This window comes from Nonomuraea rhodomycinica (genome assembly GCF_013363995.1).
In the GTDB taxonomy this organism is placed as follows: Bacteria; Actinomycetota; Actinomycetes; order Streptosporangiales; family Streptosporangiaceae; genus Nonomuraea; species Nonomuraea rhodomycinica.
On record NZ_JABWGO010000001.1, the window covers coordinates 2,359,690 to 2,372,530 of the forward strand.

Sequence of the window (12,841 nt, forward strand, 5' to 3'; positions counted from 1 at the left end):
CGATCGAAGCGATGTCCGCGCGGGATCTGCGGATCATCCAGGAGTGCCGGGACGCCGCCGTCCACGGCCCGTCTTCGAGGACTGGGAGTTCGACACCCTCATGGGCCTCACGCGCGACGAGGTCGCCGCGATCCCCACGTCATGGCCGCACGTGGACGACGCCGACGCGCGGGACGTCGCGGTCAACAACGTGCTGAACAATCTTCTCGGCCACCCCCACGGATACGCCAGGCGATCGCACGAGTTCTTCTCAGCGGCGCCGGAGGAGGTGGCGGACGTGCTGACACGCTGGCGGGGTGACGAGGCGTTCGACGCCTCACCCAGAGGTACCTTCGATCGCCTCCTCTGAGACGAGCCGCCACCCGTCGGCCAGGATGCGCTCACGAGACGGGAGGCCATGGCCCCGGTAGCACGGTCCGTGGTCTGATCGCGGACGATCCACCTCCACTCGCGGCCTGGCCTGGGAGAAGTCAGTCCCAACAGAACTGACGGCCGAAGGAGGTGTTCTTGGAGGCGAGGCCGGCGACGGGCTTGTTGGTGATGAGCTTGACGCCGGTGTCGGTGAAACCGGACGCCTTCACGCCCGACTCCGCGTACTCGACGACGGCTTGGACGCCCATCTCCGCCATCTTCAGCGGAGACTGCTGCGAAGTGGCCGCGATCTGACCGACCTCCACGGCCCGGACGCCGGCGCAACCGCCGTCGACCGACACGACGAGCACGTGCTTCTCCACGCCTGCGGCCTTGAGGGCGGCGTGGGCGCCGAAGGCGGTGGGCTCGTTGACCGTGTACACCACATTGAGGTCAGGAACTGCGCGCAGGCAGTCCCGCATGACGATCCGGCCCAGGGTCTGGTCGCCGTAGCTGTAGGTGGAGCACACGATCGACGGGTCGCCCTCGGCAAGGCCGAAGCCTTTCAGGAAGCCGGCGTGCCGGAGCCGGCTGGTGGAACTTACCGGCGCCGCATCCAGCATGGCAACCCTGGCCGGCCTGTCGCCCATCACGTCCTTGGCGTACATGCCGATCAGCTGACCGGCCTTGAAATTGTCCGTGCCCAACAGGGCGTCCGTGGCGTTCTGCGGCTTGGTGGGCGTGTCGAGCGCGATGACGAGCACCCCCGCGGCCCTGGCCTTCCTGATCGACGGGACGATCGCCGTGGCGTCGTTCGGGGTGATCAGAATGCCCTTGACGCCCGCCTTCACCATGTTCTCGATCGCGGTGGCCTGGGACGCGTTGTCACCGGTGAACCTGCCGGCCGCGGTCATCAGTGTCGCGCTCCGGGCCGCGGCCATGGCCTGCGCGCTCTGTCTCATCGCCACGAAGTACGGGTTCGCCTCCGTCTTGGTGATCAGCCCGATCTTGATCTCGGGCTCCCCGGCCTCCCGAGAGGCGACAGGGCCGCAGGCCGCGGCCGCCAGGGTCGCCGCCGCGGCGACCACGAAGGCCGTGAGCCGAGCGGCTCGTGTGGTGCGACGCATGCCCCTGGTTCCCGGATGATGGTGATGCTCGAACGATGTTCGGCGAATCGCATCATGACATTCGTGAGTGTGCCCCTATCTGTGCCAGCATTAGGGCCGTTTTCTCCCGAAAGTGTTTATGTCAGGACAAGGACTCGGCAAAACGGTCGAACGGCTACGGCCTCCGGCGGCTACGAGTCGGCCAGGACGCGTTCCAAGGTGCGCCGGCCCATCCGGCTCATACGGCCCGTCGCTGGCCGACACCGCGGCGGCCGTCGGCCCGACCAAGACCGCCGTCGCCTACCACTTCCACCCAAGGACCGGCTGGCGGCCGAACTGCTCGCCCCCTGCGCCGACGACGTCATCGCGCTGCTGGGCGCCGAGTTCCCCGACCGCGGGGCGTTCCTGGACGCGCTGGTCGCCTTCACCGTCCGGCACCGCACCGTGCTACGCCTGGTCATGGAGGACGTCGGCGGGGCCGACGACGCACCACCCGGCTCACCCGGCGAAGCCATCAGGACCTTCCGCGACGAACTGTTCGCCCGACCGGTCGGCCCGGAACCGGACGCCGCGGCGCGGGTACGCGGCTGGGCGGTGCTGGGAGCGTTGCAGTGGGCCGTGGTGCACACGACGGACCTGCCGGAGGAGTGATCAGGCGATGCTTGGTGCCGTCCCGTCCTCGATCGACCGGGGACGGACCGCAGCCCGGGAGAAATGGCGACGAACCGGAGCGTGAAACGCGATACACAAAAGACGAATTCGACCTTTGCGACAGCCCCGCGCACATGACATGCCCTTCCTCGCGGAGCGCGAGGAAGGGCATGAACATCGTGTCCGACGGCGCGAATCCTGGCCCAGGGCGTCGCTCGAACGACCCGCCGGACCTTCTATGCATTCCACAGGACGAAGAGGTCGGCGCCGTAGTAGTTGTTGGTGTACCGGCACTCGAACTTGCGCCAGTAAGCGCTCCTGAGACCGTTCTGCCCGTCGACCGAACACCGATCCCCGGCTACATATCGCAGGTCATCGTAGTAACTGCGGTAGTAGACACACTCGTCACAGCGCACCCAGGTGTCGGGTGACGCGGACGGGGCGTCCATCGCTCGGGGAGTGCTCGCGACGGCCGTCCCGGGCATGGCCGTGAACGCACCGAGCACCAGTGCCGCCATGGCGGCGACCATTCCGCCGCGGGCCAGGCGAACCCAACGTGCGAGCGACATACGCGCTCCTTCCAGGTTGATGACACCAGGCACAGATGATGCGCCGGAGAGTTTCGAGGACCGACGAGAGCGCCACTCCAGAGAGCAAGCAGCCGGACGCTTTCTCAGGAGAGCTCGGCTAGCACAGCTGCCCGGCATACCATGCATTGTCGGAGAACAGAAGTGAATCCAGGACCACGTCTGCTCGTGGACCCACGCACGTGAACGTGTTCGACCTGTTGATCTTGTCGATCTCGACCACGATGTAAGTGTCCCCGCAATGCTTGTACCAGAGATGAGTGGCGTCTCGGTAGGCGCCACATTGTCTCCCTATCGGAGCCTCAGCGGTACCTGCTCCGCCTTCGCGGTCGACATATGTGGCGATCGTTCCGCCGGCGGCGGACGACGCTTGAGCGGCCGGCGCCATAAAAGCGACGCTCGCCACTGCCGCCGCCGCTACGGCGAATCTGGTCGCGGCCTTGAGAAGAGTCATTCATCCCTCACGCAAGGACAGGCGCCTGAGCGCCGTGCCGATTTCTCTGAAGCACCAGAGGCACCAGCTGCCTCCGAGTACGAGAAGATCCTTTCCACTCGGATCGAGGAGAGCTCAGTACCACTTCTGGTAGTCGCCCTGGTTGATCGGGGAAAGGTAGACCGAGCCCTCCCAGTTGCTGTCGAGGGCTTGATCCGACTCCCATTGGATGATGTGACCGGTGTCGAACAGCCTCCATTTCTGGTAATCGCCGCCATTGCAGGCGAGCGTGTAGACGCTGCCGGTGGCTGAGGTTCCGTCGAGACACTCCTGGCTCCACGAGTTCACCAGGGATCTGTAATTTCCCCCACCGACCCAAGTCCAGGTCTGGGCGGGACCGTAGTTGCACGGACTCGTGAAAACGTGCCCCACCGCGCCACCGAACCCCTGCTCCAGGCATCGGTTCGTGGCCTTGTTCCTTACGTAGCCCGCCGCCTGGGCTCCGACGTTCGCCGGCTCCATGGTGAAGCCGGAGTCGGCCAATGTTGCCTGGGCCGCCGGTGTCAGGGTGACCGGCGCGGCGACCGCGGCACTTGTCGGCGTCGGCGCCAGTCCGGTGCCGGCGGCTGCAGTTGCCATGACAGCCAGGCTCATCAGCGTGGTGCGAATTCGGTCACGCATGCTCAGTGAACCCTTTCATCCCGTGGGCCGGCATCAGGCGGTGCCGTCCCTTCTTCGGAAAGTCGGTCTGCTCACTGTCGCAGGAAGAAATCGCGTGCCGCGAGGCTTGTAAGTTCTGGCTTAACCGTGCCGCTCAGGGCCTTGTGTGACCGCTCGGCGGCATTCCGTTAAGGCGATTGCGACGCGTATGTGGGGGGGCGGATGCACAGAATTCACTTCACGGCCGACGACCTGGCGCGGGTGCGGGTGGCGCCGACGTTAGGTCCCATGGCCGAGACCCTGTTCAGCCTGTACGCGCTGCGCGGGCGGGCGGAGGAGACGATGTTCGGTGCGTGGCGCCGCCGGGTGCGCGGCGGCATCGACTCGCGGTTCGCCGTCCTGGCCGCCATCACCCCCGCGCGACCGCCGAGCTTTGACATGGCCCTGCTCGCCGGGCGGGGCCGCGACCTGGCCGAGAACGCCGAGACTTTCCTGGCCAGCCCCAGGAAGGCTGTCCGGGCGGAGCTGGATTTCTACGCCGGCCACCACGGCCGGGTGCCGGCCGCGCTGGCCGGGATCGTCGACACCCTCACCGCCCGGCGGGAGGTGCTGTCCACGGTGGAGGCGTACCATCGTGGCGCTGTCGGGCCGCATTGGCGGGGTATTCGCGCCCATCTCGACGCCGAGCGCGCCCAGCGCGGCACGGTCCTGCTCGACCGCGGCGTTGACGGCCTGCTGTCCAGCCTGCACCCGAGCATCCGGTGGTCGCCGCCGATCCTCCATGTCGACAGCAGCCAGTTCGACGCTGATTTTCCCCTCAATGGGCGGGGGCTGCTCCTGGTGTCGTCGTTCTTCCTGCGCTTCCCCGCGGTGATGTACGAACCGGGCAACCCCGCCGACTGCATCCTGATCTATCCTGCCGCGCTCGGCGTCGACCACGCCGCGAGCATCTGGACGGGCGGCCCGACGACGCGGGCGCTGGCCAACCTCCTCGGGCGTACCCGCGCGTCGGTGCTCACCGCCATCGCCGACGGCGTGAACACCACCGGCGCCCTGGCCAGGCGCCTGGACGTCTCCTCGGCGGCCATCAGCCAGCACACCGCCGTGCTGCGCGAGGCCGGCCTGATCACCACACGCCGGCATCACAGCAGTGTCCTGCATCACTCCACCCACGCCGGTCGAGCCCTCCTCGACCGGCACGACACACCCCGCCCGGCCGCCTGACGCCGCATCCAGCACGTTCCCACACGCCCTCGGTTGACCGAGCAGCGCCTCGTGCAGCGGTTTCCGGTGAGATACCGCGCGGCACCCCAGTACGCGGCTCTGCGTAACGCGGATCTTCCCCCACGGATCGTCCCGGTCATGCGGCCATCTTCACATGCGCCCACCAAGCCTCTAGCTTGATCATCCGTTGGCTCGATCCAAGCGATGACCCGCGTCTGGCCCCACCCGGGACGAGGTCGCCGGGATCACCACGTCATGGCACATCCGGTCGACAACGAGCCGCTACGCCTCGGCCAGGATGCGTTCCAAGGTGCGCCGGCCCAGGCGGCTCATCGCCGGATTGCTGTCGAGGTAGTACCAGACCAGCCCCATCGCCTGCTGGAACGCCCACGCCTTGCCCCGTTCCCATTCCACGTCGTCGCAGCCGAGCCGTTCCCTGAGCACCTGCCGCGGCCCGGTCTCCAGCAGGTGCCACGCGCTCACCAGGTCGAGGGCGGGGTCGGCGGGCCCGAAGCCGCCGACGTCGAGGATCCCGCTCAGCCGGCCGTCCGACACCAGCACGTTGCCGGGGATCAGATCGCCGTGGGTCATCACGTCCCCCGCCGGGTCGCGGGGCAGGTTCCGCATCTTCGCCCACAGGTCGCGAAGCCGGTCCACGTCCAGGGGCAGCCGGCCGGCCTCCCGCAGCTCCTCGCTGTGCCTGAGACAGGTCTCCACCCACGCGTCGTGGGTACGCAGGTCGCCCCCTCGGCCGTCGCCGGAGAAGGTCCGGCCGCGCGTGCCGATCGCGCGCAGGTCGCCGATGAGATCGGCGAGATCGTGGGCGAATCCGGCCGACTCCCCCGGGTCCTCGTCGGAGGCCACGACACCGGGCAGCCACGTCTGCACCGACCACGGAAGCGGGTAGTCCGCCCCGGGTTCGCCGAGCGCCACCGGCTCGGGCGTCGGGAACCGGGTGCGGCCGGCCAGTTCCCGGGCCGCCTCGGCCTCGGTCCTCAGCACGCGCCGGATCGACTCGGCGTCGCCGGGCTGCAGCGGGAGGCGAGCCGCCAGGTCGTCGCCGATGCGGAAGATGGCGTTGACCGTTCCCTGGGAGGCGACCTTCCTGACGGGCAGCCCGCGCCACTGCGGGAACTGCTCCTCCACCAGCGCCCGCACCGTGTCGGGCGTCAGCGTCAGCTGGCCGGCGTGCATCTTCACGCCGGTGAGCGTCCCGCGCCCCGATCCGCGACCGCAACCCGTTTTCGTTCGCATGACGGTCAGGTCGATCAGGACGCCCGAAGGAGCGACGTCCGCGCATGCGCCGTCAGGACCTCCCCAGCTTCTCCTCCATCCAGGCGACGCCGAAGCGCACCACGTCCCCGGCCTCGAACAGGTGACTGTCCGCCGCGCCCACCAGGCCACGCCGCACCATCCCCGCGGCGATCATCTCCTCGGCGATGACGGCGAACGGCCAGCGGCCCTCGGGCACCACGGAGGAGTAGTCGAAGGCCCCGTCCTCCGAGTCGATGTCGCGGAAGCGGCGCCAGACCCGCTCACCGTCCACGAGGATCGGCTGCTCGTACTCCACGAACCGCTTGCCCGGCGCGTCGGCCAGCGCCTCGGCGTGGTGCAGCAGGGTGAGCGTGTCCAGCGGGGCGCCCAGCAGCAGCACCCGGCCCCCGGCGGCGACCAGCCTGGCCAGCGGGCTGCCGGGGCCGTGCGGGTCGTCCCACGGGTGGTCGGCCATCAGCTCGGCGGCCGACGCGCCGAGGGCGGCGAAGCTCGCGTCCGGATGCCGGCTGCGGACCGCGCCGGGCCGGCGGCGCAGCGCCTCCGGCAGGCGGCCGTTGGCGTGGTCGGCCTCGCTCAGCTCCGGGTCGTACGCGGGATGCCCCTCGCGCAGGGCCTCCCGCCACGGCCGGGGCCAGCCGGTGAAGTCGTACGGCGGGGCGTCGTTCCAGCCGCAGGTGACCATGAGGGTGCCGCGCTCCCCCACGACGTCGAGCAGGGCGTCGATGACGGTTCGCGTGCCGCCGGACACGTACCCGATGGCCGACATGCGGGTGTGGAACATGACGACGTCCCCCTCGGCGAGGCCGAGAGCGGTGAGGTCGCGGGCGATCCGGTCGCGGGTCACCGGGCCGTCGGAGTGCTTGAGCAGCGCCAGCTCGTCCATGATCGGAAGATATCGGCGGCGCGGACCTCGTGGACAGCGGGTTTCCGCGCCCGCGCACCTGGGGCCCGCAGCGGGAAGCCCGGCGAGGGGGTTCCCCGCCGAGCCTCTTTCCGGGTCGGGTGCGAGCTCAGTGACGGTTGCGGAGCCGGCGGCGCGCGAGTGACGCGCCAGAGCTGTCGTCCTCTGGTGAGCGATGAGGATCGAACACCGGCACGTAGGGCAGGCCCAGGTACTTCAGGATAGACATGGTGTTCTCCGTTTGATATCTCTGGCGGGTCCTGGTACCTCCCCCGCCCTCCTCCGCCACAACACCCCGGCTGTCCCGAGACTGCCCCGGCCGAGGGGGCTGTGACCTGGTTTTTGATGAGCTGAGCCCTGGGCGGGACCCAGGCCGGTCACCTCCAGCCTGGTTTTGCGGCCCCGCGAGGTCGTTTTGTCGTTCCGGGCTCTCCGGGCGTCCCGGGCGCGTTCACGGTGAGGTCGCGAGCGCTCCGATCGCGAAGTCGATCGCCGTGGCGAGCCTCCGGGGGTCGTGCCCGGCGCGTTCACGCACGCGCAGTCCGAGCACCGTCGTGAACAGCGACTCCACCGCGGCGTCGACGTCGAGCGCGGCGGGCAGGTCGCCGTCGCGGACGCCGCGGCGCAGCAGTGACGCCAGGGTCGCCCGGGTGACCTCGAACGCCGCCTCGGTCCGCTCCTGGACCTCGGGGTCGGTGGTGCCGAGTTCGGCGGCCGTGTTGACCACGAAGCAGCCGAGACCGGCGTCGTGGCTGACCATCCAGATCAGCCACGCGCGCAGGATGTCGAGGCTGGGGCCCGGGGCGTTGAGCTGCTCCTCGGCCTGCGTGGAGTCGGTCGCCCGGTAGTGGTCGAGCGCACGCAGGAACAGGGTGCGCTTGTCGGTGAAGGTGCGGTAGAGGCTGCTCTGCTTGAGACTGAGCTCGGCGCCCAGGTCGCGGACGGACGTGGCGTTGTACCCGCGACGCCAGAACAGCCGGGTCGCCCTGGCCACCACGTCCTGCTCGTCGAACTCCCGAGGTCGTGCCATGGCGCCACTCTAGCAGAGTTGTGGAGCGATCGCTCCCGTATTAGGGTGTGCCGTTATACGGGAGCGATCGCTCCCAAATAAGAGAGGAGACCTCCGACATGACGGCGACCCCATCCATGCCGGCCCAGCCCGCCGCGCCGCCGCCCCAGCCCGCCGCGCCGCCGCCCCAGCCCGCCGCGCCGGCGAGGAGCCGGTGGCTCGCGGTGTCCGCTGTGGCCTTCGGCACGTTCCTCCTGGTGACGGCCGAGCAGTTGCCCATCGGGCTGCTCGCTCCGGTCGGATCGGCTCTGTCGGTCTCCGAGGGCGCGGCTGGGCTGATGGTCACGGTCCCCAGCGTCGTCGCCGCCGTGGCCGCGCCGGTCGTGCCGGTGCTCGTCGGCAGGTTGGACCGCAGGCTCCTGCTCGTCGCCTTGATGGGGCTCATGACGCTCGCCAACGCGGCCTCCGCCCTGGCGCCGAGCTATCCGCTGCTGATCGCCGCCCGCGTGCTGGTCGGAGTGGCGATCGGCGGCTTCTGGGCGGTCGCCGGCGGCCTGGCGGTCCGGCTCGTCCCGGCCACGCACGTGCCGCGCGCCACCGCGATCATCTTCGGCGGCGTCGGCGCCGCGAACGTCTTCGGCGTCCCCGTCGGCACGGTGATCGGCGGGCTGGCGAGCTGGCGGATCGCGTTCGGCGCGCTGGGCGCCCTCGCGCTCGTCGTGCTGGCCGCCCTGCTGGCGGTGCTGCCGCCGCTGGCCGCCGACCGGCCCGTCAGCCTGGGGCGGTTGGCCGGCCGGCTCCGCGACCGGGGCGTCCTGGTCGGCATCGTGGCGACCTTCCTGATCGTGACCGGCCATTTCTCGGCCTACACGTTCATCGGCCCGGTGCTGCGGGATCTGTCCGGCATCGACGAGCAGCTCGTCGGGCCGCTGCTGTTCGGATTCGGCGTGGCCGGCATCGCGGGGAACTTCGTCGCGGGCGCCGCGGTCGCGAAGCGGCTGCACCGGACGGTCCTCGCCATCACCGTCGCCCTGGCGGTGACCGTGCTGGCCTATCCCGTGGCGGGGCTCACCGGCGCGGGCGGGGTGGCGCTGCTCGTCGTCTGGGGCCTGGTGTACGGCGGGGTCTCCACGAGCCTCCAGACGTGGATGATCAAGGCCGCGCCCCGGGCCGTCGAGGAGGCGTCCGCCCTGTGGGTGGCGGTGTTCAACCTCTCGATCGGTCTCGGCGCGCTGGCGGGCGGCGCGATCGTCGACACGCTGCCGCTCCAGGCCGTCCTGTGGCTGGCCGGCGTGCTCTTCCTCATGGCCGCGCTGGCGGTGTGGAGCGCGCGCCGGAACGCGAGCCTCACGTGAGCCGGGCGCGAGCCTCAGGTGAGCCGGGCGCGAGCCTCAGGTGAGCCGGGCGCGGGCTCTCAGGCGGGTCGGTCGGTGGCGGTGGAGGTCGGGGCCGGGCTCTCCGTGGCCGGGGGTTCGGAGGGTTCCGTGGGGTCGGGGTCGCTCTGCGCCAGGACGCCGACCGTGAGCACCACGCCCGTGCCGGGCTTCGCGCAGGTGCCGGCCGCGACGCTCTGCGCGAGGACCGTGCCGGCGCGCGCCTCGTCGGTCACCAGCCGCGTGTCCTGCGTCACCGTGAACCCGGCGGTACGCAGCGTGCCGCTCGCGCCCTCCCCCGTACGGCCGAGCACGCCCGGCATCTTCGTCCCGTGCTTGGACACCACGAGCGCCACCTTGCCGCCGCCGGCCACCCGCGTGCCCGCCTGCGGACTGGACGACAGGACCTGACCGTCCGGGCGGGCGGAGCAGGACGTGGTGACCGCGCCAGGCGCGAGCCCGGCGCCGGTCAGGGCGCTCTCGGCGGCGCCGCGGCGCAGGCCGGTGACGGCGGGCACGACCAGCCCGGCCGAGACCCGCAGCGCGACCGATGTCCCCTTGGGCACGGCCGCCCCGGCCTGGGGCTGCGTGCCGAGCACCTGGCCGACCTCGCGCGGGGAGTCCACCTGGGTCACCGCGCCGGGCACCAGACCGGCGCGCTGGAGCGCCTTGACCGCCGCCCCGCGGTCGAGACCGGTCAGCGACGGGACCTGGATGCCCGCGGGGACCCGGGCCGGAGGGTCGGCGGCCGGCGCCGTGGCGGGGTCGCCGGCGGGCTGCCGCGCCCCGGTGCTGTGCCGTTCCCGGTGGGGGGTGGCGTGTCCCGTGTCGGGCATCGTGCCGGCGCGGGCGGTGGTGATGACGGTGGGACGGGCCGCGACCGGGTCCGGGCCGGCGTGCCGGAACGCCGGCACCACGACCGTGACCAGCACCGCGGCGCTCACCAGGAGGGCGGCGGAGACGGCGAGGCCGGCCCGGTTGAACGCCTGCCCGACGCGCCGGGTCTGCTCGGTGTCACCCGGTACGGGGCCGGTGCCGAGAGGGGAGCCGTACGTCGCGGGAGGGACGGCGCCGCTCGGCCACGGGCCGCCCTCGGGGGGACGCCCGGCGCGGAAGGAGGCGCCCCCGGGCAGGACCTGGTCGTGCGGGGCGCCGGTCGCCTCGGGCAGGACGTAGCCGTACGGGGCGCCGGTCGCCTCGGGCTGCGCGAGCGGGGAGGGCCCCGCCAGCGCGTACGCCACGTGGGACGACGGCAACGCCGCGCCCTCCTCGCCCGGGACGGCCGGGTCCGGCGCCGGCGGGGTGCGCAGGATGTGGGGCGGAGGCGAGCGCAGCACCTCCGCCGGCACGCCCTCCGCGTCGCCCAGCAGCTCCAGCAGCAGCTCCCGGCTGCTCGGCCGGTTGCGGGCGTCCTTGTCCAGGCACGCCGCCACGATCTCCCGCAGCCGTCCGTCCAGCCGGCCCAGCTCGGGCGGCGCGGTGAGGATGCGGTGCAGCACCGGCGCCACGGAGTCCTGGCCGAACGGCGCGACCGCGTTGGCCGCGAAGCACATCGTGGCGCCCCAGGAGAACACGTCCGCGGCCCCGGTGACCGCCGAGGCGGTGATCTGCTCGGGCGCCATGTACGCGGGGGTGCCCACTCCCCTGCCGCTGACCGTGGCGGCCGCGTCGAGCGCCCTGGCCAGGCCGAAGTCGATGACGCGCGGCCCGTCCACGCCGAGCAGCACGTTCTGCGGCTTGAAGTCGCGGTGGACGATGCCGGCCCGGTGGATCGCCGCGAGCGCCGTCGCGGTGCTGACCGCGAGGCGTTCCAGCGCGGCGCCGCCGCGCGGCCCGGTGAGCACGACGTGCCGTTGCAGCGACGGCCCGTCGACGTACTCGCTCACGATGTACGGCCGGCCCTCGTCGAACCCGGCCTCGATCACCTGCGCGGTGCAGAACCTGGCCACGTGCTTGGCCAGCTCCACCTCCCGCAGGAACGCCGCCCGCTCGTCCCCGACGGGTCCGTGCAGCAGCTTGACCGCGTAGGTCTCCTCGCCCCTCGAACCGAGGAACACCACGCCCTGTCCGCCCTCGCCCAGGCGCCCGGTGAGCTCGTACGTGCCGAGCCGCCGCGGGTCCCCCGTCCTGAGCGGCTGCGCCGTTGGCACGGGGCGCCTCCCCTCGCCGCCACCCCACATCACCTTCCACTGAAGGCAAACGACGCCGGACAGTCAACGGTCCCGCCCGCATCGCCACCGGACCGTGACACTCAAGGTCAGAAAACCGCCGGACATTTCGCGAAGTGGTGACATCCTTGGCACCCCGGGGCGGCACGATGCTCCCCGCCGGGGTAAGCCCGGCTGTCAGACGGGCCGCTGGATGAGCTTCGCGTACTCGTCCAGGACGGGCAGCACCACGTCGGCCGGTCCGCTCGGCAGGCTCGCCACCGTCTCCTCGATCCCGAGCTCCGCGTAGTAGGCGAGCTTCTCGCGGGTCGGCAGCGTGCCGAACGGGATCACCCGGGCCATCGGCCGCCCGGCCTTCTCGCACGCCTCACGCAGCGCCGGCAGGGCCGCCTTGATCCCCTTGCCGCCGATGGGCATCCACCCGTCGGCGTACTCGGCGACGTGGGCGAACATCTTCGGCCCCGCCGCGCCGCCGATGTGGACGGGCGGCCCGGAGACCGGTTTGGGCCAGGACCAGGAGGGCGCGAAACGCGCGAACCGGCCGTCGTAGGAGGCCACCTCGTCACGCCAGAGCGCCCGCATGGCCAGCACGTGCTCGCGCGCCATCTCGCGCCGTGCCCCGTACGGGACGCCGTGGTCGGCCATCTCCTCGACGTTCCAGCCGAAGCCGACGCCGAGCACGACCCGCCCGCCCGACAGGTGGTCGAGGGTGGCGACGGCCTTGGCGGTGACGACCGGGTCGCGCTGGGCGGCGAGCAGGATGCCGGTGCCGACGCGCAGCCGCTCGGTGACGGCGGCGGCGTACGACAGCGCGACCAGCGGGTCGAGGGTGCGCCGGTACGGCTCCGGCAGCTCGGCCTCGCCGTTGGGCGGCGGCGTGCGGCGGGAGACCGGGATGTGGGTGTGCTCGGGCAGGTAGAGGGAGGCGAAGCCGCGCTCCTCCGCCGCCCGGGCGAGCTCGTGGACCGGCATGGCCCGGTCGGTGGCGAACATCGTGACCCCGAGCAGCATGCGCCCTCCCTGACATCAACCAAGCGATTGCTCGGCTAAGATTTCTAGAGTAGCTTGCCGCTCAGAGAAGCGCCCCGTGGAAAGAGGTCTCC

General features: G+C 71.4%; 13 protein-coding genes. 4 read left to right on the forward strand and 9 right to left on the reverse strand.

All coding sequences use genetic code 11. The features are described 5' to 3' along the window. Positions 1-43 precede the first annotated feature (43 nt). Positions 44-349, forward strand: a complete 306-nt coding sequence (locus HT134_RS10810; protein ID WP_175599975.1) for a hypothetical protein — start codon at positions 44-46, stop codon at positions 347-349. 121 nt (positions 350-470) lie between these two features. Here HT134_RS10810 and HT134_RS10815 read toward each other — a convergent pair whose 3' ends face one another. Then, on the reverse strand, positions 471-1,478 hold the full coding sequence (locus HT134_RS10815; RefSeq protein WP_175599976.1) for a substrate-binding domain-containing protein: 1,008 nt from the start codon (positions 1,476-1,478) through the stop codon (positions 471-473). Between the two features lie 198 nt (positions 1,479-1,676). Between HT134_RS10815 and HT134_RS10820 the strand changes: the two genes are divergently transcribed. Then, complete coding sequence (locus tag HT134_RS10820) at positions 1,677-2,108, forward strand: hypothetical protein (RefSeq protein WP_175599977.1); 432 nt, start codon at positions 1,677-1,679, stop codon at positions 2,106-2,108. 236 nt (positions 2,109-2,344) lie between these two features. Here the strand turns inward: HT134_RS10820 and HT134_RS10825 are convergent, their stop codons facing one another. The 3 genes from HT134_RS10825 to HT134_RS10830 all read right to left on the reverse strand — a co-directional run bounded on the left by HT134_RS10825 (position 2,345) and on the right by HT134_RS10830 (position 3,809). Further along, positions 2,345-2,677, reverse strand: a complete 333-nt coding sequence (locus HT134_RS10825; protein ID WP_175599978.1) for a hypothetical protein — start codon at positions 2,675-2,677, stop codon at positions 2,345-2,347. 118 nt (positions 2,678-2,795) lie between these two features. Then, positions 2,796-3,149, reverse strand: a complete 354-nt coding sequence (locus HT134_RS48050) for a DUF6355 family natural product biosynthesis protein (protein WP_376768080.1) — start codon at positions 3,147-3,149, stop codon at positions 2,796-2,798. Between the two features lie 114 nt (positions 3,150-3,263). Continuing rightward, complete coding sequence (locus HT134_RS10830) at positions 3,264-3,809, reverse strand: RICIN domain-containing protein (protein ID WP_175599979.1); 546 nt, start codon at positions 3,807-3,809, stop codon at positions 3,264-3,266. A gap of 201 nt (positions 3,810-4,010) precedes the next feature. Between HT134_RS10830 and HT134_RS10835 the strand changes: the two genes are divergently transcribed. Then, a complete protein-coding gene (locus HT134_RS10835; protein ID WP_175599980.1) occupies positions 4,011-5,012 on the forward strand; it encodes an ArsR/SmtB family transcription factor in 1,002 nt (333 codons plus the stop codon). A gap of 282 nt (positions 5,013-5,294) precedes the next feature. Here HT134_RS10835 and HT134_RS10840 read toward each other — a convergent pair whose 3' ends face one another. From HT134_RS10840 to HT134_RS10850, 3 genes are all read right to left on the reverse strand, one after another. Next, the gene (locus tag HT134_RS10840; RefSeq protein WP_175600290.1) at positions 5,295-6,206 is read right to left on the reverse strand and encodes an aminoglycoside phosphotransferase family protein; all 912 of its coding nucleotides are present in this window, start codon (positions 6,204-6,206) and stop codon (positions 5,295-5,297) included. A gap of 112 nt (positions 6,207-6,318) precedes the next feature. Then, positions 6,319-7,170, reverse strand: a complete 852-nt coding sequence (gene aac(3) / locus HT134_RS10845; protein ID WP_175599981.1) for an aminoglycoside 3-N-acetyltransferase — start codon at positions 7,168-7,170, stop codon at positions 6,319-6,321. A 469-nt stretch (positions 7,171-7,639) separates the two neighbouring features. Continuing rightward, positions 7,640-8,218 (reverse strand): TetR/AcrR family transcriptional regulator, encoded by a 579-nt coding sequence (locus tag HT134_RS10850; RefSeq protein WP_175599982.1) that lies wholly within the window; start codon positions 8,216-8,218, stop codon positions 7,640-7,642. Positions 8,219-8,316: 98 nt separating this feature from the next. Here HT134_RS10850 and HT134_RS10855 point away from each other — a divergent pair, with 98 nt between their 5' ends. After that, positions 8,317-9,552, forward strand: coding sequence for an MFS transporter (locus HT134_RS10855; RefSeq protein ID WP_246363638.1), 1,236 nt, complete (start codon positions 8,317-8,319; stop codon positions 9,550-9,552). A 59-nt stretch (positions 9,553-9,611) separates the two neighbouring features. Here HT134_RS10855 and HT134_RS10860 read toward each other — a convergent pair whose 3' ends face one another. Both HT134_RS10860 and HT134_RS10865 read right to left on the reverse strand, forming a co-directional pair. Beyond that, on the reverse strand, positions 9,612-11,720 hold the full coding sequence (locus HT134_RS10860) for a protein kinase domain-containing protein (RefSeq protein WP_312888068.1): 2,109 nt from the start codon (positions 11,718-11,720) through the stop codon (positions 9,612-9,614). 195 nt (positions 11,721-11,915) lie between these two features. After that, the gene (locus HT134_RS10865; RefSeq protein ID WP_175599984.1) at positions 11,916-12,749 is read right to left on the reverse strand and encodes an LLM class F420-dependent oxidoreductase; all 834 of its coding nucleotides are present in this window, start codon (positions 12,747-12,749) and stop codon (positions 11,916-11,918) included. Between the last annotated feature and the right edge of the window lie 92 nt (positions 12,750-12,841).